Source organism: Actinoplanes sp. NPDC026623, from assembly GCF_040638275.1.
In the GTDB taxonomy this organism is placed as follows: Bacteria; Actinomycetota; Actinomycetes; order Mycobacteriales; family Micromonosporaceae; genus Actinoplanes.
The window spans coordinates 1-18,150 of record NZ_JBEZXZ010000181.1 but is presented as its reverse complement, the minus strand read 5'-3'; the positions used below and the strand labels follow the sequence as shown (position 1 = coordinate 18,150).

The following is an 18,150-nucleotide window of genomic DNA, read 5'->3' as shown; positions in this document are numbered from 1 at the left end:
CTGCGGCTGGGTGTCGGCGTCGGCGAGCTCGCCGACGTCGAGGACGACGTGCAGCGCGCCGCGGTGCTGTCGCTGCAGGGCTTCGCGGTCGGCACGGCCGAGGACATGGTCACCGAGGGTTCGATGAACCCCGAGGAGACGCTGCTGCACCGCGAGCGGATCGGCTACCTGCACGACGCGGTCGCGGTGCTGCCGGAGCGGCTGCGGTTCGTCGTCGAGTCGTCGTTCCTGCAGGAGCGGCCGTTGTCGGCGGTCGCCGCCGAGCTGGGCGTGACCGAGTCGCGGGTGTCGCAGCTGCGCACGGAGGCGCTGGCGCTGCTGCGGGACGGCCTGAACACGCACATGGAGCAGCAGGAGGCCGCCGGCGCGCAGGGCGACGGCTGTGTGGCCCGGCGCCGGGCGGCGTACGCGGCGCAGATCGCCGGTCGCAGCACGATGTCGTCGCGGCTGGCCGTGACCGACGTGCGCGGCATGAACCGGTCGGTGGCGTACGCGGCCGCCTGATGTGCGCCTGTACCGCGAATCCGAAAGGGCCGCCACGCTTCGCGTGACGGCCCGTCGCGTTGTGGCGGTAATCCGGTTGCGGGCCGCGCCGCGGCGAGCGATGGTTGACGCCGGGACCTGCCGCCGATTCCGAGGAGCCGACTTCTCCGTGTGATACCGACCCGACCCGTGAGCGCCGCCCTGAGGCCTGGCGCGCGGGTCGCCGTACCCGTGTCGGTATCTGTGTTTTCCGGAGGACTCCTTGTTGAAAGCCGCCTCGATCAGCCGCGCCCACGACGGTGATCTGCTCTTTTCCGGTGTCGACCTGATCGTCGGCCCGGGCGACCGCGTCGGCGTGGTCGGCCCCAACGGTGCGGGCAAGACGACCCTGCTGCGGGTCCTCGCCGGGGAGCTCCCGCCGGCGTCCGGCGCCGTCACCCGCGGCCCCGGCACCCGGATCGGCTACGTCCCGCAGCAGCTCGGCGATCCGGCCGGCACGGTCGGGGACTTCCTCGCCGCGGGGCTCGGCGAACTCGCCGGGGTCGCCGGGCGGCTGCGGCTGCTGGCGGCGGCGCTCGAGCGCGGCGACGACGTCCTCGACGAGTACGGCCGGGTCCTGGAGCGCTGGACCGCTCTCGAAGGGTGGAACGCCGAGACCCGGCTCGCCGAGATCCGTCAGCGGCTCGACATCGACCATCTGCCGCGGGAGCTGGCCCTGGGCGCGGTCAGCGGCGGCGAGCAGGCCCGGCTGCTGCTGGCCCGGGCGCTGATGGAGGCGCCGGACGTGCTGCTGCTCGACGAGCCGACCAACCATCTCGACGCCGACGGCGCCGCCTGGCTCGCCGGGTGGCTGCGCGAGTTCCCCGGCGGGATCCTCGCCGTCAGCCACGACCGGGCCTTCCTGGACACCGCCGTCACCCATGTGGTCGAGCTCGACGGCATCCACGAGCAGGTGCAGGACTATCCCGGGGGCGGCTACAGCGCCTACCGGGCCGAGAAGAACCGGCGCTGGCAGCGGCTGCTGCTGGACTTCGAGGCGCAGGAGAAGGACCGGATCCGCTGGGAGCAGGACATCGAGTTGACCAAGCGTCAGGCCCGGTTCGTGGAGACGACGGTGCGTTCCGGCGTGGAGGCGCCGCACCTGCGGCGCATCGCGAAGAAGGTGGCGAAGAAGGCGAAGGCCCGCGAGCGGCGGCTGCGCCGGCAGATGGAGTCGGCACGCTGGATCGCCCGGCCGCAGACCCGCCCGCCGCTGACGCTGGCCTTCCCCGGCGACGACGACGGCGAACCCGGCACCGTGCTGGCCGTGCGGGACCTGACGGTGAAGGCGGGGGAGCGGACCCTGCTCGACGGCGTCGACCTCGACGTCACCCGCGGCGACCGGATCCTGATCACCGGCCGCAACGGTGCCGGCAAGACGACCCTGCTGCGCGCGATCGCCGAGCACGCCGGCGTGCCCCTGGCGGTGCTGCCGCAGACCTCCGACGGGTTGCGCGGCGCCACCACCGTGCTCGACTTCTTCCGCTCCCGGGTGCCGGTCTACGCCGAGGACGCCGAGCGGCTGCTCGCCGGGCACCAGTTCGGCGCCGACCAGTGGGGTGCGCGGATGCGTGAGCTGTCCGCCGGGGAGCTGCGCCGGCTGCTGCTCGCGGTGATGGTGAACAGCCCGGCGCGGGTCCTGCTGCTCGACGAGCCCACCAACTTCCTCGACTTCGACGCGCTCGACGTCATCGAGGAGGCGCTGCGGGCGTACCGGGGGACGCTGTTGACCGTCACCCACGACCGGGTCTTCGCCGAGGCGGTCGGGCACACCCGCACCTGGCATGTCGCGGACGGCACGGTGCGGCAGAGCTGACACGATGGCGGGCATGTCGTTGCCGGTTCCCAGACAGGGTGGTGGTGCGGTCGCCGTGGGCGGCGGCGCCGAGCAGGTCACCGAGGCGTGGCTGGCGAACCGGCGGCTGTCGGAGCACACCCGCGACGCGTACCGGCGTGACGTCGCCGGGTGGCTGGCCTGGTGCGCGGCCCGCGACGTCGAGCCGCTGCGCGCGTCGTTCCTGGACGTCAACGCGTACGCCCGGGGTCTGGAGGCCCGGCCGCTGGCACCGGCGACCGTGGCCCGCAAACTGTCCGGGTTGTCCAGTTGGTATGACTTCCTGGTGAAGCTGCGGGCGGTCGCGGCGAACCCGGTCGGCGGCGCGGACCGCCCGCCGGTGTCGCGCGACCATTCCGCCACCGTCGGGCTGAGCCCGGAGCAGGTCGACGCGCTGCTCGCCGCCGCCGGCGCCGAGACCGGCCCGGCCGCGGTGCGCAACCTGGTCGTGCTTGCCCTGCTCGCCGATCTCGGGCTGCGCGTCGGCGAGGTCGTCGGCCTCGACGTGGCCGATCTCGGCGTCGAGCGCGGGCACCGCAGCGTGCGTTTCACCGGCAAGGGCGGCAAACCCCGGCGGCGGGCGCTGACCCCGTACGCGGCGGCGGCGCTGGACGCCTACCTGGCCTGGCGCGCCGGCGCCGAGGACACCACCGCCGACCGGCTCGACGGGCCGCTGCTGGTCACCGCCAGCGGCGCCCGCATCGACCGGCACTCGGTGTTCCGGCTGGTGCGGCGCCTGGCCCGGGACGCCGGCATCGACGGCTGGGCCCGGCTGTCGCCGCACTCGCTGCGGCACGCGTTCGCCACCACGGCCCGCGCCGAGGGGGTGCCGCTGGAGGACGTGCAGGACGCGATGGGTCACGCCGACCCGCGGACCACCCGCCGCTACGACCGCGATCGGCACAACCTCGACCGCGATCCGGCCTACACGATCGCGGCGGCGCGGGTCCGGCGAAGCACGCCGTGAGCCGACCCCCTATTCTCGACCAGCGGTCGGCGGGTCGGTCAAAAGAAGCGGGGTCGGGTTGAACATCTTCGAAGCGGTGCTGCTCGGTGCGGTGGAGGGTTTCACCGAATTCCTGCCGGTTTCCAGTACGGGGCACCTGACCATCCTGGAAAAGCTGCTCGGCTACGAGATCGACGCACAGGACATCACGGCGTTCACGGCGATCATCCAGTCCGGTGCCGTGCTCGCCACGGCCATCTTCCTGCGCAAGGACATCGCCCGGATCGTCCCCGCCTGGTTCCGGGGCGTGCTGAACGCCGAGCACCGCGCCGACCCCGACTACCGTTTCGGCTGGGCGATCATCCTCGGCTCCATCCCGATCGGCATCGTCGGGCTGCTGTTCCAGGACGCGATCACCTCGACGCTGCGCAGCCTGTGGGTCGTGGCCTGGTCGCTGGTGCTGTGGAGCGGCGTGATGGCGTTCGCCGATCGTGCCGCCACCCAGGTGCGCCACGAGGAGGACATCACCTGGAAGGACACCCTGATCATCGGCACGGTGCAGTGCCTCGCCCTGCTGCCGGGTGTGTCGCGTTCCGGTGCCACCATGTCGGCGGGCCTGCTGCGCGACTTCGATCGGGTGACGGTCACCAAGCTGTCGTTCTTCCTGTCCATCCCGGCGCTGCTCGGCGCGAGCGTGCTGCAGACGGTCACCGAGTTCGACAACATCTCCGCCGACAACGGCGGCGTCGGCTGGTTCCCGACGATCGTCGCGACCATCACCAGCTTCATCGTCGGCTGGTTCGCGGTGTCCTGGCTGCTGAAGTTCATCGCCAAGCACTCCTACAGCATCTTCATCGCGTACCGGCTGGTGCTGGGTGCGCTGCTGATGGTGCTGCTGGCCACGAACGTCATCGAACCGAAGTAGCCGGCCTGGGTCAGGCCTCGGCCTGCTCCAGGGCCTGCTCGGCGCGTTCGGGGCTGCCCTCGGCGAGGCCGCGGTCGATGCCGCGGCGCGAGGCCAGCCACATCGCGACGCCGACGACGAACACGATGGCCTCGGTGACGGTCAGCGCCCAGATGACGCCGGGCAGCCCCAACCACAGGTTGCCGAGGATCACGATCGGGATGAACAGGACCCCCTGCGCCAGGGACATCACGATCGCCGGCACCGCGCGGCCGGAACACCGTCGTCGAGAAGACCATGACGATGCCGCCGACGGTCACCGCGCAGGCGCGCAGCGCCGCCATGAGACGGTCCCGGTCGCCCTTGCCGTAGCAGTAGGCGAGCAGCGGCAGCACGCCGATCGTGATGCCCATCACCAGGAACTCCGGCACCTGCGCGATGCGGACCGCGACGCCCATGGCGGCGAGCGCGTCGTCGCCGTAGCCGACCGCGAGGTTGTTGAGCACCAGCGACGTGACGATCAGGAAGGCGGCCTGGAACAACTCGCCGACGCCGACGCCGAGGACGGGCTTCAGCACGCCGGGCGAGAGGGTGAACCAGCGCGGTGCGAGGCTCACGTGCGCGCTGTGGCGCTGCAGCCAGGTGACGAAGTAGGCGACGACGCCGAGGCTGGACAGGCCCATCGCCAGGGCCGCGCCGGCGACACCCCGGTGCAGCACGAGGATGAACAGGACGTCGAGCACGACGTTCGCGACCGTGGAGGCGATAAGGCCGATCATCACCTGGCGGGCGGCGCCCTCCGCGCGTACGAGTTGTTCGAGGCAGAAGGCCGCGGCGAGCACCGGCACGAAGGCCAGCATGACGCCGACGTAGGCGTGCGTCGCCGTGGTGGTGGCGGCGTCGGCGCCCAGCAGCGACACGAGCGGGTCCAGCGCGAGCAGCCCGGCGGCGCCGAAGACGGCCCCGGCGGCCACCGAGCCCCAGACGGCGAACGACGACACGTGCCTGATCTCGCCGGCCTTCGCCGGGTCGCGCTCCGCCGCGCCCAGCAGCCGCGAAATGAGCGCGCCGCCGCCGACGCCGAACACGCCGCCGATCGCCATGACGAGGCAGTGGTCATGGCTGTTCCTTTTCCGGGCAGGGTGAAGCGCGCGGCGGCGTTCGACGCCGGCGCGGCTGAAGGCGGGGTCTACTACCGGGCCGGCTGCGGCAGCACTGCGGTGATCTTCGTGAGCAGGGCGTGCAGGGCGGCGCGTTCGGCCTGGTCCAGCGGGGCGAGGATGGTCTCGTCGGCGGCGGCCATCGCCGCCTCGAACCCGGCGATCAGCTCGACGCCGGCCGGGGTCGCGTAGACGCGTTTGCTGCGCTCGTCGCCGGGCTCCGTGCGGCGCTCGACGAGGCCGCGGCGCTCGAGGCCCTGCAGCAGGCTGGAGACGCTCGCCGCGCTGGTGCGGCTGATCCGCGCGATGTCGCGCTGGATCGAGCCGGGGTGCTGCACGAGGTAGCCGAGCACGAAGCTCTGCTCGTGGCTGAGCTCGCGCGCCCGGATCCAGTCCTCGCCGGCCTTGCGCTGCGCCCATCCGATCCAGCGGACCAGCTCCAGGCTGGTGGTGAGCTTCGGTGCATCCATGCTACGAACGCTAACTGTTAGAACTCTAACCATCAACGTTCGAACTGATGTGAGGCCGCCCACCGCGCCCAGGTCGGCACCCATACGGCGGCGCCGGACGGCTCCGGCCGCCGGGTGTCGAGGTAGGCGCGGAACCGGGGGAGCGCGGGGTGCTGATTGTCCTCGCGCCAGATCAGCGACAACGGGTAGACCAGGGCCGGGTCGCGCACCGGGATGCGCCGCAGGTCGTAGCTGTCCGGCCACAGATACCGCGAGCCCTCGCCGACCAGGGTCGCCAGGTCCGGCGACTCCGCGATCTCGGCCAGCAGCGCCTCGTAGCCGAAGACCGGCCCGACGACGTCCAGATCGAGCCCGAAGGTGTCGGCGAGCTCGGCGAAGTACCCGGCCACCTCCGACCCGGCGGCAAGGCCCGGCATCCAGATCCGGTGCCTGGCGAGCTCCGCGGGCGTGACCGCCGGGGCCCTCGCCAGCGGGTGGCGGGGACCGACGAGAATCTGGTGCGGTTCGTCGATCACCCGGGCGCTGCGGATCGCGTCCGGCAGCCGCAACTGCGGGGCGACCGCGTGGAAACTGGCGTCGATCGTGCCGGCCTCGACGGCGGCGACCGCCGCGCCGACGTCGGCGTCCAGCATGGCCACCACATCGAGCTCGATCCCGGGATGCCCGCGGTGGAAGTCCTGCAGCAGCACCGCCGGCGCGATCCGCCGGCTGACCACGTCGACGCGCAGCGCGCGCCGGCCCGGACGCACCGAGGCGTCCGCGCGCCCCGCCACCCGCAGCAGCTCCCGGGCGTGCGGCAGGAACACCTGGCCGTCGACGGTCAGCCGGGCCCCGCGGGCCGTGCGGGTGAACAACCGCACCCCGAGGTCGCGCTCCAGCGCGGCGATGCGCTTCGAGATCGCCTGCTGGGTGACCGACAGGTCGGCGGCGGCGTCCTGGAACCGGCCCGCGCCCGCGACCGCGGCGAAGGTGCGCACGGCTTCGAGATCCACGCCGAACCACGTTAGTGCACAACCTCAGGTTGTGACGCACCGCCGAAACGGTTGTTTGACCGGCTGTCGTCCCGTCCGCTTTGCTCTACCGGGTTGTTCGAGGGGGCATGGTGGGCCGGCGATTCGGATGGTTGTGGGCGGCGTACGGGGTCAGCACGCTCGGCACCTGGCTCGCCTTCGACGCGTTCGCCCTGATCGCGATCCTCGCCCTGCACGCCGGGCCGGCCCAGGTGTCGGCGCTGGCGGCCACCGGGCTCGCGGCCGGAGCCGTGCTGGCGGTGCCGCTCGGGCCCTGGGTCGAGTTCCGCCGCAAACGCCCGACGATGATCGCGATGGACCTGATCCGGTTCGCCGCGCTGATGAGCATCCCCGCCGCGTACGCGCTCGGCCTGCTCGGCTTCGTCCAGCTGCTGATCGTGTCCGTCGTCGTCGGCGCCGCCGACATCGCCTTCAGCGCGGCCGGCGGCGCCTACCTGAAGACGCTCGTGCGGCCCGAGGACCTGCTGAGGGCGAACGGGCGGTTCGAGTCGACGACCTGGACCGCCTCCGTACTCGGGCCGCCGGCCGGCACGGCCGCGATCGGGCTGCTCGGCCCCGTGACGACCATGGCCGCCAACGCGGTCAGCTACCTGCTGTCGGCCGCCGGGATCCAGGCCATCGGCGGCGGCGAGCCGCGCCCCGAGCGCACCGGAACGCGGCTGCGGCCCGGCGACCTGCTCGAAGGGTGGCGCCACATCCTGACCCACCCGGCGCTGCGGCCGCTGTTTCTCAACACGGTCGGTGTCAATGGCCTGATCCTGGCGACCCTGCCGCTGCTCGCCGTCCTCATGCTCGGCGAACTCGGCTTCGCACCCTGGCAGTACGGCCTCGCGTTCGGGCTGCCCTGCCTCGGCGGCATCCTCGGCTCGCGGCTGGCCCGCCCCCTCGTCGCCCGCTTCGGCCGGGACCGGGTCATGCTCACCGCCGGGACGCTGCGCGCGTGCTGGTCGATCGGGCTGGCCTTCGTCGTACCCGGCACGGCCGGGCTGGTCCTCGTCATCGCCGTCGAGTTCGGACTGATCACCTGCATGGGGGTGTTCAACCCGGTCTTCGCCACCTACCGGCTCGAGCAGACCCGGACGGACCGGATCGCCCGCACCCTGTCGGCGTGGTCGGTCACCGGCAAGACGGTCGTCGCGGCCCTGACCGCGCTGTGGGGCCTGCTGGCCGCCATCACCGGCCCCCGCACCGCGATCGCCGCCGCCGGCCTGCTCATCCTGCTCACCCCCCTGCTGCTGCCGACACGGCACGAGTAGCGCGGCCCGGTCGCGCCGGCGGCATCCGCCGGGCCGGCGACCCGGCCGGCGTTGATCAGGCAGACCGCCATGATGCCCTCGAGTGTCACCCGCACGGGTGTAAACAGCGTCGCTAGGCCGGCCCGATAACCTGTTGCGCGCCGTCGCTGCCGTCCGAGGAAGGTCTCATCTGTCATGAAGGCGTACGACGTGGTGGCCGGCCCATACGACACCGCCGTCGCCGCGCGCCGGGTCGGGCCGGCACCGCAGCCCGCGGGATGGGCCGGCCCGGCCGGTCCCGCGATCGACCCGGTCACCTGGCCCCGTTCGCCGAGAACCGGGCAGCCCCTCGTGCACGACGCGACGATCGGCCTGCCTGCGGATTATCGGCGCCGCTCCGCCGATCTGGTCGCCATCTCGGTCTTCGACTGGCCGGACGAGCACGGCTTCCTGCCCGCCCCGGCGGAGTTCGCCGCGGCCCTCGCGGGCGACCTGTCCCAGGTGGCCCACCCGGACGACCCGTTCTGGGGCGACGTCGCCTCCGCGCGCCCGCACCCGCACGCCGGCGTCGTCGGCGACCCGGACACCGGCGATTTCTACGCCGCGGTCTGGCTCACCGCCGCCGAGTTCACCGGCGAGCGGACCGAGCGTCCACGCCAGGGCCGCCAACTGGCGCCCGGCGAGGACCTTCCTCCGAGCGACGACCGGGTCCGGTTCGGCCTCTTCGGCGACCTGTGGCTCATTGAACGCGACGATCCCAACGCCGGGCGTGCGCCCGGGCTGTCCTGGCAGCGAACCGACTACGTCGACGTCGACGACAAGGACGACCGCTTCTCCCACGTGCACATCGGCGGCACGTTCATGGACCCGAACGACACCGGCCGCCGCGACGTCTCGGCGTGGTATCTGGAGATCCACCGGCTCGGCGGGCTGTGGGTCGGCGACGACGAGAACCTCGTCCTCGACCTCGCCACCGACCGTGTCATCAGCGTGCGCTGAACCACCACGCGGGTCGGCGATGGCGCCGCATGCCGTTTCTGCCCATTTATGGCGAAACAGTGTCCAGTGCCCTCGACACCGCAGATCCGGAGGGCCGCTCTCAGCATGGCCACAGTCACCGAGCACAAGAATCGGGGACGTGGACGCATGGGCGGGTGTGAATGCGGGTGTAGCGTCGCCGGGTTCTCGACCGGGCGGATGGCGCGCCGGGTTCGCCTACGGTGGCGCCGTCGCGATGACGCCGTACCTGCTGATAAAGATCTTCTGGGTCGCCGGCGCCCTGTCGGGTCTGCTTCCCGGGACGGAGCACCTGAGCGTGGCGGCCTTCGTCGCGCTGAACCTGGTGACGGTCGGCATGGCCGCGGCGGGCATCGCCCTCAGCCTGGCGCTGATCCGGCCGTGGGGTGAGCGGATCCCCGCGTTCGTGGTGGTGTCCTGTGCCTGGATCGGCTGCGGGTTTCTTCTTCCCATGGTCCCTTACGCCGTCGTGGATTCGCTGATCCCGGCCGCCGACCCGGCGTCCGGCAGGGCGTCGTCGGGCATGCCGGCCTGGGAGGCGTGGTTGATCCAGTTCAGCTTCCTCGGGATGGCTGTGTGCCTGGCCGTCGCGCTGCCCCTCTACCTGAGGGCTCGCTGGCCGGCCGCCTTCGCCGGCCGGATCGGGGACGGCGGCACCGCCCGGCGCCTGATCCCCGGGTACCGGGCCGCCGTGGCCGGGACCTTGATGGTCGGCGTGCTGGATCTGTACTGGGCCGCCGGTGGCACGATCGGCCTGCGGTACCCGCAGGCGCGTGACCTGGCCTGGCGTCTGCAGACCGGCAACGCCGCCGTCTGGTCGATCGCCGGTGCCTGGAGCCTCTGGGTCATCGCCCGCGCCCGGCCGTCCATGCCGGCGTGGATACCGTTCGGTGCCGGCTGGCTGGTATCGGGATTCCTCGTCGCCTGGGGCTGCTGGAAACTCCCGTTCGCGATGCACCAGGCGGTGTCCCCCGATCCGGGCACGCTGTGGCCGGAGCGGCTCGATGTCGCGGCGGCCCAGTTCCTGCTCGGTGCGGTCAGCGGCGCTGTGATGCTCGCCGCCCTCCTGCGTGCCTGCCGGACGCGACCGCCGGCGGATCCGTCCGCCGGCCGGCGGACGTCAGGTGCGTGCCCCGGGGAAGCCGGCCGCGAAGCCGAGCAACGCCACCACGTACCCGAAGAAGAGCCAGACCGCGCGGGGATGTCGTGGCCAGATCCAGCACCCGATCACGGCGACAGCCAGACCGATGGACGTTCCCCAGACCGGTGCCCACTCGCTGATTCGTAGACTTTCCGGCGCGCACTCAGGCCGAGAATCGTCGGGATGACAGTTCCCCAGGGCAAGCAGCCCGCGCCACAGCGTCGCAGAGCAGCAGAGCAGCAGCACGAGACCGAAGGTCCCCGCGACCGCCCCCAGGAGAGGCCAGAATCGTTCCTCGTCAGCGGGGGTCTCGGGTGGTGCGGTCATCGTCTCGAACGCTAGACGGCTGATCGGCCGGCAGCCGGCAGGTTCCCGGATCCCGGCAGGTGAGTTCCACTGGTAAGCGCTTGCCTGAATCGACGCTCGTTGATTTGATGGCCACATGACGCTTGAACGCAGGACCCTGTTGCGCGCCGCCGCCGGCGGTGCCGTCGCGGGCGGGCTGGGGCTCGCCGGAGCCGCACAGGCCGCCCCGCGCCGGACGGTCTTCGTCGCGGGCGACTCGACGGCCGCGACCTACGCCGTGGCCGACGTGCCCCGCGCCGGCTGGGGGCAGGCCCTGCCGGTCTTCCTGCGGCCGCAGACCCCGGTGGTGAACGAGGCGCTGTCCGGTGCCAGTTCGAAGAGCTTCGCCGACCTCGGCCGCCTCGACCGCATCCTGGCCGCGATCCGGCCCGGCGACGTCCTGCTGGTCTCCTTCGGGCACAACGACGAGAAGATCGAGGACCCGGCCCGCGGCACCGACCCCTGGACCACGTTCCAGGACTACCTGCGCCGCTACCTCGACGGCGCGCGGGCCGCCGGCGCCCGGCCGGTGCTGGTGACCCCCGTCGAACGGCGGCGTTTCACCGCCGCCGGCGAGCCCTACCTGTCACACGGCGAGTACCCGGACGCGATGCGGGCGCTGGCCACCGCGACCCGCACGCCGCTGATCGACCTCACCGCGCTGTCCTTCGCGGTGTGGGGCCGGCTGGGCGCCGAGGCCACCAAGGAGTACTTCCTGTGGCTGGACGCCGGCGAGTCGCCGAACTATCCCGCCGGGGTCTCGGACAACACCCACTTCCAGGCGCACGGCGCGATCGAGGTGGCCCGGCTCGTCGCCGCCGCGGCGTGGATGATCCCGGGCCGCGACCACCGGGCGCTGCACGACCCGGACATCCCCGGCGACTCGCTCGCCTGGCCCGCGACCCGGCCGGCGGAGAGCTGAGGACCGGTCACAGCCGCAGGGCGGCGCGGACCAGGTCCAGCGCCGCCTGCGGGGCCAGGCCCAGCGCCGTCGCCTGCTGCGCGTAGCGCTCCGCGGCCTGCTGCGCCGCCGCCGGGGTGCGCGCCGCCCGGGCGGTGACCAGCGTGCCCGCCCGGCCGTGGGTCTCCACCAGGCCCGCCTGCTCCAGCTCGCGGTAGGCGCGGGCCACCGTGTTCGCCGCCAGGCCCAGCTCGGTGGCGAGCAGCCGCACCGGCGGCAGCCGGGTCCCGGCCGCGAGCTCGCCGGCGGCGGCCAGCTCGGCGATCCGCATCCGCACCTGCTCGTACGGCGGCACCGCCGAGCCGGCGTCGATCACGATGTCCATCCCGGCCTCCTGGCGACAGCGCTACAGCAGCCGCGGCGGGGTGTTCCCGGCCGCGACGATGGCCCGGCGCATCGGCACCAACGCCAGCAGGATGCCACCCACGACGAAGAACACCACCAGCGACACGATGCCGATGCGGTAGCTGTTGGTCAGCTGGAACACCAGGCCGAACGCGAGCGGGCCCAGCCAGCTGGTGCCCTTGTCGCTGATCTCGTAGAAGCCGTAGTACTCGCCCTCGCGGCCCTGCGGGATCAGCTGGCTGAACAGCGACCGGCTCAGCGCCTGGCTGCCGCCCATCACCAGGCCGATGCCGACGCCGAGCAGCATGAACGGCACCGGTTCGCCCTCGGGCAGCCAGAAGGCGGCCAGGATGACGCCGAGCCACAGCGCCAGCGCGATCAGCACCGTCTTGCGGGCGCCGATCCGGGTGGCGAGCCCGCCGAGCAGCAGCGCCCCGCCGAACGCCAGGAACTGCACGATCAGGATCGTGATGATCAGCGCGCTCTGCTCCAGGTGCAGTTCCTCGGTGCCGAACTGGCTGGCCAGCGAGATCACCGTCTGGATGCCGTCGTTGTAGATCAGGTACGCGCCCAGGAAGGACAACGTCAACGGGTACGCCCGCATGCTGCGGATCGTGTGGCCGAGCTGGCGGAACCCGTCGACGAGCACGTTGCCGGCGCGGGCCGCGGCGTCGGCGACCTCGGTGGCGGGATGCTCCCTGAGCCAGCGCAGCGGCAGCAGGGTGAACGCACCCCACCAGACGCCGGCCGACACGATGGACCAGCGGGCCAGGTCCAGGGTGCGCTGGTCGTCGCCGTCGACGCTGAGCGCCGTCACCGCCGCCAGGTTGATCAGCAGCAGGACACCGCCGCCGAGGTAACCCAGCGCCCAGCCGCGGCTGGAGACCTTGTCGCGCTCGTCGGGGCCGGCCAGCCGCGGCAGGAACGAGTTGTAGACGACCACGGACGCGCCGAACGCGATGTTGGCGATGATGAACAGCAGCCCGCCGAGCAGGTACCGCTCGCCGGTCACGAACGCCATCGCGACGGTAGCGCCGGCGCCGATGAACGCCGCCGTGGCCAGCAGCGGCTTCTTGCGCTCGGCGCGGTCGGCGATCGCGCCCATCACCGGCAGCACGAAGACGGTCAGCAGCACCGACAGCGACACCAGATAGGGGAAGTAGGACCCGGCGGCGATCGTGATGCCCAGCGGATGCACCCGGCCGTCGCAGTCGTCGGCGCCCAGCGCGCACCCGGCGGCCTGCTCGGTGACGCTGGTCAGGAACGGGCCGAGGAAGACCGTGATGACGGTCGTGGAGAAGGCCGAGTTGGCCCAGTCGTAGAAGTACCAGCCCGTGCGTTCGCGGCGGGTGCTCGCCGGGGCGGTGGTGGCGGCGGTCATGGCTGTGCTCCTGCGCGCGTCGGGGATGGCGCGCTGATGATGCCATCCCGCGGTCGTCCGCGGATACGCCACACGCGATCGATCTGCCGCCGGCTACGTGTCCTGGCTCCACCACTTCGCGAGGGTGCTGGTGGCCGGGTCGTCGGAGTCGGCGAGCGCCGCCCACGGGTCCGCGCCCGGCGGCAGGTCCTCGGCGGCGTACGCGGCCAGGTCCTCGGCCGGCACCGCCGCGCCGGCGCCGGCGTCGACCGGCCCCGACCGGTAGAGCCCGAGGCTGCCGGTGTCGATCCAGGGGAAGCCGTCGACCGGCTCGGGCAGCGGGCCGACGTCCACGATCGGCGGAAACATGCTCACCTGCTCCAGGTCCGGTGCCGCGTCGGGATCGGCGCCGATCGGCCCGAGGCCGTGCCCGTCGCTGACGTCCACCACGTCGTGGCCCATCACCACCTCGTCGTCGTGGCCGGAGCCGGGCTCGTGCACGTCGTCCCAGCTCGCCTCGTCGCCGCCGGTGCCGAGGTCCGGGTCGTGGACGTCGTCGTGCTGACCCGGGTCGTGCGCGTCCGGGTCGTGCGAGTCCGGATCGTCGTGGCCGAACAGGTCGTCGTGGAACGGCCCGTGGTCGGCCACCGGCTCGTGCGACGGCAGGTCGTGCTCGCCGCCGGGTTCGGGGTGCCCGTCCGGCTCGTGGAAATCCGGCCAGCCGTGTTCGTCGCTCACTGGTGCACCATCCTGCTCATCTCGGCTCCTGACCGGTGCCGGCGGGCACCGGCGTCAGGCTGCGTGCCCGCGCGAGTACCTCGTCGACCTGCCTGATCTGTGCGCGGACCGTGCCCAGGTCCGCGTTCGCCCGGGCCCGGCGTCTGGCCCGGCCCGCGGCGTCCTCCGCTACCGCGGCGTCGATGTCCGCGATGTGCGCGTCGAGTTCGCGCAGCCGCCGCTCGACGGCGTCGTCGACGGCGACACCGAGCGCGTACTGCAGGTCGGTGAACCGGTACGAGATCTCGTCGGACAGGGCCGCGCGGGCCTCGCCCAGGACCTCGCGCAGCCAGCCGCGGGCCTGCAGGCGGTCGGACTGCACCCGCCTCCGGTACAGCACGTAGCCGCCCGCGGCCAGGCCCAGGCCCAGCCCGGCGACCGGGATCAGCAGCCCGCCGGCGACGGCGCTGCTGATGCCGAAGACGGAGGCGCCGAGGATGGCGCCGCGGCCGGCCATGAACGCGATCCCGCCGGCGGACAGCGCGATCAGCATGTTGTCGCCCGAGCCGTCGCGGGCCGGGCCGCCGGCCAGCGCGTGCCGCAGGGTCGCGTTGAGCCGGTCCAGGACCCGGGCCAGCTCCTCGTCGTCGAAGACCTGGGCCAGGACCCGCTCGCCGACCTGCCGGAAGGTGACCCGCAGATCGTCGGAGAGCCGCACCGCCACCGCCTGCAGCTCCGCGTCGACCTGGTCCGGCAGCGCGGCCAGGGCCTCGCCGCGGGCGGAGTCGATGCGGGCGCCGAAGTCCTGCTGCACGGCGGCGATGCGGGTGCGCAGCAGGCCGACGACCTCGACGCGGGCCCGCTGCGTCTCGGTGCTCAGCAGCAGCGCCCACTGCCGCGACTCGGTGCGTTTGCGGGCGGCCAGGGCGGAGCGCTGGGCGCGTACCCGGGCGACCTCGGCCGGGTCGGCGTCGCTGGCCCGCAGCCGGTCGGCGGCGGCCGCCTCCAGGCGGGCCAGGTCGCCGCGGGCGGTGCGCAGCACGTTGGCGAGCTGCAGCTGGTGGCCGCGCCCGGCGAGCTCGACCAGGGCATGCTGCAGCTCGGCGATCCGCGACGCGTCGACCAGCGCGGACTGCTCCCCGGCGGGCACGCTCAGCGCCAGCTCGGCCAGCCGCGCCGAGACCGGGAACCAGGGCGCGTCGGCGAAGCGGGGCGCGTGCGCGCGCAGCAGCGCCCGGTTGTCCTCGGCGATGCCGCGCCACCCCGGGTACGCGTCGATCTTCGTCAGCGCGAACACGACGGCGTCGACGCGCTCGCTGGCGGCGACGAGGAAGTCCAGCTCCGGCCGCGACAGCGGCGCGGACGCGTCGGCGACGAACAGCAGCGCGGTGGCCCGCTCGACCGCGTCCACGGCGACGGCGGTGTGCGCCGGGTCGAGCCCGCCGACGCCCGGGGTGTCCAGCAGGCTCAGGTACTGCAGCAGCGGCGCCGGGTGCACGACCTCGATGCGCCGGGGCGCGCGGCCCCCGCCGGGCAGGTCACCGCCGGTGGCCCAGTCGGCGAGCCGGGCGACGTCGACGTGCACCGGCTCGGGCGCACCCGGCACGTACGCGGTCGCGCTCGCCGGGGTGCCGGGGGAGAAGTGCAGGTAGGCGGCGGTGGCGACGGCCGCGTCGACAGGCGACAGGCCGGGCACCCCGAGCAGGGCGTTGAGCAGCGAGCTCTTGCCGCGCTTGGTCTCGCCGACGATGACGATCGTGGGCCGGGTCAGCTGCCCGCGGCGCCGCTCGGCCAGCTCCGCGCCGGCGTCCGGGTCGGCGGAGCGCACCGCGGCGAGCGCGTCGCGCACGGCGGTGTCCAGTTCCTTGGCGAGGCTCACCGCTGCTGCTCCCGTACGGATTGGGCCAGCAGGTGGAAGCCGCGGTGCGCGACCTGCGCGACCCGCGACTGGGCCGGGCCCGCCCCGGCGACCGCGTAGACCCGCCAGCGGTTGGCGGCCTCGACCGCGGCCGCGGCCAGCTCGCCGCCGGTGGCGTCCGGCAGCCCCAGGATCCACCGGGCGTCCTCGGAGGTCGCCAGCCGGGTCAGCTCCCGCTCCCAGGCCGCCGGCAGCGGCACCGCGCCGGTGGCGACGCGCTGCGCCACCTCCAGCAGCCGCAGCCGGTGGTAGGCGGGCTCGCGCAGCAGCCGCTCGGTGGCGTCGCGCAGCGCCTCCCGGTCGCGCGGGTCGCCCTCGTGGCCGGCGATGCGCTCGAGCCGGGCCAGGGCCCAGCCGGCCTTGATCGCGTCGGCGCGCCAGCGCAGCGTCTGGTCCAGGGTGTTGCGCAGCCGGGGGAAGCCGGAGGCCTGCACCAGCCGGCGGACCAGCTCGCCGGTGCCCAGCTGCGGCTCGGCGGCGAGCTGGGCCAGGGCGAAACCGACGCCGTAGAGGTCGAGCAGGCTCAGCAGCCGCTCGCGGTGCTGCGCGCCGACGGGTGCCGGCCGGGCGCGGAACAGGTCCACCGAGGCGAGCAGCAGCCGCAGCTCGGCGGCGGGCAGCGCGGCCAGCGCCCGCAGCGCGGCGCAGTCGGCGGCGGTGAGCCGGCCGGCCTCGCCGGTCTCGGCGAGCAGGCCGACCACGGGTACGACCTCGGACACGGTACGGGCGAGCAGCTCGCCCTGCCGCTCGGCGAGCGGACCGGCGACCGGCCACGGATCCCCGGCGCCGCCGACCAGGGTGTCGATCTTGCCGAACACCCCCAGCGCGTTGATCGGGCTGCTGGCCAGCCGGGCGGAGGCGGTGCGGAAGGCCTCCAGGGCGCGCAGGTCGTCGGCGCGGACCGCCTGGGTGAACACGTAGACGACGGCCTCGGCCGCGGCGACCTCGGAGGCGGAGTCCGCGTCGATGTCGGCGTCGAACGGCGCGGTCGCCTCGCCGAGCTGCGCCGCGGCGCGGGCGCTGACCTGGGTGTCGGTCGACGCCAGGCCCGGCGTGTCGACCACGGTGAGGTCGCGCAGCTTCTCGCTGGTCAGCGTCACGTCGACGTAGGCGATCTGCGCGGCGCCGGCACCGAGGCGCTGCGGGATCATGCCGTCGTCGCCCAGCGGCAGGCTCGAGCGGGTGCCGTCGCGGCGCACCACGTCGACACGGTCGGCGGGCCCGTAGCGGAACCGGGTGACCACCCGGGTGCACTCGCCGACGGCCGTGGGGGCGACCCGGCGCCCGATCAACGCGTTGACGAGTGTCGACTTTCCGGCTTTCAGCCGCCCCGCGATAGCGACGCGTAAGGGCTCGGACAGCCGATCACGGACCTGAAGAGCCTGGTTACCGGCGTGCGGACCGACCCGAGCCACGATTTCATCACAGAGCGTAGCCACGCGGCCGGAGAGCGGACCGACGGTCATGACTCGTCAGCCGAGCACACCGTCAGCGAGAATGTGCTGACCGCGGCCGTCGTTCCCGACACAAGCGCCACCCTTCCCGTTCGCGGGCAGGGCGGAATGCCTGCCGCATCACAGACTACGGATCGACGAGGCGACGCAGATCCCGTGTTCGTGCCACCCGGGCACGGACCACGGTCGGCGGGCACCGAGACAAGGGGATGCCGGTGGCACAGCAGGACCTGGCCGGGTTGGCCGCCGCGCATCTGCGCCGCCCGGGCCTCGTCATGCTCACCGGTGCGCCCGGGTCCGGACGCTCCACGCTGCTGCGGCGCATCGCCGGCCTCGCGGCCGGTCCGGTGCACGCCGGCGGCGGGCTCGCGATGCTGGCCGACGTGCCGGCGCTGGCGCTGTCCCGGGCCGTGAAGGCCCGGCTGCCCACCCACGACGTGCCCCTGCTCGCCGAGGCCGTGCACTCCCGGGTCCGCGGCGGCCTGCTCGTCCTCGACGACCTGCAGTACGCGGACCCGGCGACCCTCGCGGCGCTGCCGCACCTGGCCCTGCACGTGCGGGTGGTGGTCGCCCTGCGCGCGCCGCACCGCCTCGACGAGCAGACGGTCGCGGCGCTGCGGGCATCGGCGACCGCCTGGCTCGACGTGCCGCCGCTGTCCGCGGACACCGCCACCGACCTGGCCCGGCGCGTCGGCGGCCAGCTCAGCGACGAGGCCCTCGCCGGCGTCGTGCGGCGCGCCGGCGGCAACCCCCTGGCGATCACCGCCCTGGCCCGGCAGGCCGGCGCCGG

At 73.6% G+C, this 18,150-nt stretch carries 16 protein-coding genes and 1 pseudogene; 9 read left to right on the top strand and 8 right to left on the bottom strand.

Annotation, left to right across the window (positions count from 1 at the left end):
* The 4 genes from AB0F10_RS35455 to AB0F10_RS35440 form a co-directional block, all read left to right on the top strand.
* The coding region (locus tag AB0F10_RS35455) for a sigma-70 family RNA polymerase sigma factor (RefSeq protein WP_360635464.1) at positions 1–504 on the top strand (504 nt) is incomplete at its 5' end.
* A gap of 241 nt (positions 505–745) precedes the next feature.
* Complete coding sequence (locus AB0F10_RS35450; protein WP_360635460.1) at positions 746–2,338, top strand: ABC-F family ATP-binding cassette domain-containing protein; 1,593 nt, start codon at positions 746–748, stop codon at positions 2,336–2,338.
* Between the two features lie 13 nt (positions 2,339–2,351).
* Positions 2,352–3,323, top strand: a complete 972-nt coding sequence (locus AB0F10_RS35445) for a tyrosine-type recombinase/integrase (protein ID WP_360635457.1) — start codon at positions 2,352–2,354, stop codon at positions 3,321–3,323.
* Positions 3,324–3,381: 58 nt separating this feature from the next.
* The gene (locus AB0F10_RS35440; protein ID WP_360635454.1) at positions 3,382–4,227 is read left to right on the top strand and encodes an undecaprenyl-diphosphate phosphatase; all 846 of its coding nucleotides are present in this window, start codon (positions 3,382–3,384) and stop codon (positions 4,225–4,227) included.
* Here the strand turns inward: AB0F10_RS35440 and AB0F10_RS35435 are convergent.
* The 3 genes from AB0F10_RS35435 to AB0F10_RS35425 form a co-directional block, all read right to left on the bottom strand.
* Positions 4,143–5,309 (bottom strand): MATE family efflux transporter, encoded by a 1,167-nt coding sequence (locus AB0F10_RS35435; protein ID WP_360635451.1) that lies wholly within the window; start codon positions 5,307–5,309, stop codon positions 4,143–4,145. The two genes, AB0F10_RS35440 and AB0F10_RS35435, sit on opposite strands and share 85 nt — an antisense overlap.
* 89 nt (positions 5,310–5,398) lie before the next feature.
* Positions 5,399–5,836, bottom strand: coding sequence for a MarR family transcriptional regulator (locus AB0F10_RS35430; protein WP_360635448.1), 438 nt, complete (start codon positions 5,834–5,836; stop codon positions 5,399–5,401).
* 32 nt (positions 5,837–5,868) lie between these two features.
* Complete coding sequence (locus AB0F10_RS35425) at positions 5,869–6,828, bottom strand: LysR family transcriptional regulator (protein ID WP_360635445.1); 960 nt, start codon at positions 6,826–6,828, stop codon at positions 5,869–5,871.
* A gap of 107 nt (positions 6,829–6,935) precedes the next feature.
* On the opposite strand from AB0F10_RS35425, the gene AB0F10_RS35420 reads away from it, so the two are divergent.
* The 4 genes from AB0F10_RS35420 (at position 6,936) to AB0F10_RS35405 (ending at position 11,527) form a co-directional block, all read left to right on the top strand.
* Entirely contained in the window at positions 6,936–8,123 is a 1,188-nt protein-coding gene (locus AB0F10_RS35420) for an MFS transporter (RefSeq protein WP_360635442.1), read from the top strand.
* Positions 8,124–8,297: 174 nt separating this feature from the next.
* Positions 8,298–9,101: a hypothetical protein gene (locus tag AB0F10_RS35415; RefSeq protein ID WP_360635439.1), complete on the top strand. Its 804-nt coding sequence runs from the start codon at positions 8,298–8,300 to the stop codon at positions 9,099–9,101.
* Between the two features lie 235 nt (positions 9,102–9,336).
* Complete coding sequence (locus tag AB0F10_RS35410) at positions 9,337–10,407, top strand: hypothetical protein (protein WP_360635436.1); 1,071 nt, start codon at positions 9,337–9,339, stop codon at positions 10,405–10,407.
* Positions 10,408–10,702: 295 nt separating this feature from the next.
* Positions 10,703–11,527 (top strand): rhamnogalacturonan acetylesterase, encoded by an 825-nt coding sequence (locus tag AB0F10_RS35405; RefSeq protein ID WP_360635433.1) that lies wholly within the window; start codon positions 10,703–10,705, stop codon positions 11,525–11,527.
* A gap of 7 nt (positions 11,528–11,534) precedes the next feature.
* Here the strand turns inward: AB0F10_RS35405 and AB0F10_RS35400 are convergent, their stop codons facing one another.
* The 5 genes from AB0F10_RS35400 to AB0F10_RS35380 all read right to left on the bottom strand — a co-directional run bounded on the left by AB0F10_RS35400 (position 11,535) and on the right by AB0F10_RS35380 (position 17,321).
* Positions 11,535–11,891 (bottom strand): GntR family transcriptional regulator, encoded by a 357-nt coding sequence (locus AB0F10_RS35400; RefSeq protein ID WP_360635430.1) that lies wholly within the window; start codon positions 11,889–11,891, stop codon positions 11,535–11,537.
* Between the two features lie 21 nt (positions 11,892–11,912).
* Complete coding sequence (locus AB0F10_RS35395; protein WP_360635427.1) at positions 11,913–13,292, bottom strand: MFS transporter; 1,380 nt, start codon at positions 13,290–13,292, stop codon at positions 11,913–11,915.
* A 93-nt stretch (positions 13,293–13,385) separates the two neighbouring features.
* Positions 13,386–14,009: a hypothetical protein gene (locus AB0F10_RS35390; protein ID WP_360635424.1), complete on the bottom strand. Its 624-nt coding sequence runs from the start codon at positions 14,007–14,009 to the stop codon at positions 13,386–13,388.
* 16 nt (positions 14,010–14,025) lie between these two features.
* A complete protein-coding gene (locus AB0F10_RS35385) occupies positions 14,026–15,867 on the bottom strand; it encodes a dynamin family protein (RefSeq protein ID WP_360635421.1) in 1,842 nt (613 codons plus the stop codon).
* Positions 15,864–17,321 carry a dynamin family protein gene (locus AB0F10_RS35380; RefSeq protein ID WP_360635418.1) on the bottom strand — a complete coding sequence of 486 codons (1,458 nt, stop codon included), beginning with the start codon at positions 17,319–17,321 and terminating at the stop codon, positions 15,864–15,866. Before AB0F10_RS35380 ends, AB0F10_RS35385 begins: the two co-directional genes overlap by 4 nt.
* A 248-nt stretch (positions 17,322–17,569) precedes the next feature.
* On the opposite strand from AB0F10_RS35380, the pseudogene AB0F10_RS35375 reads away from it, so the two are divergent.
* Positions 17,570–18,150: pseudogene (locus tag AB0F10_RS35375) on the top strand (LuxR family transcriptional regulator); the annotation flags it as partial.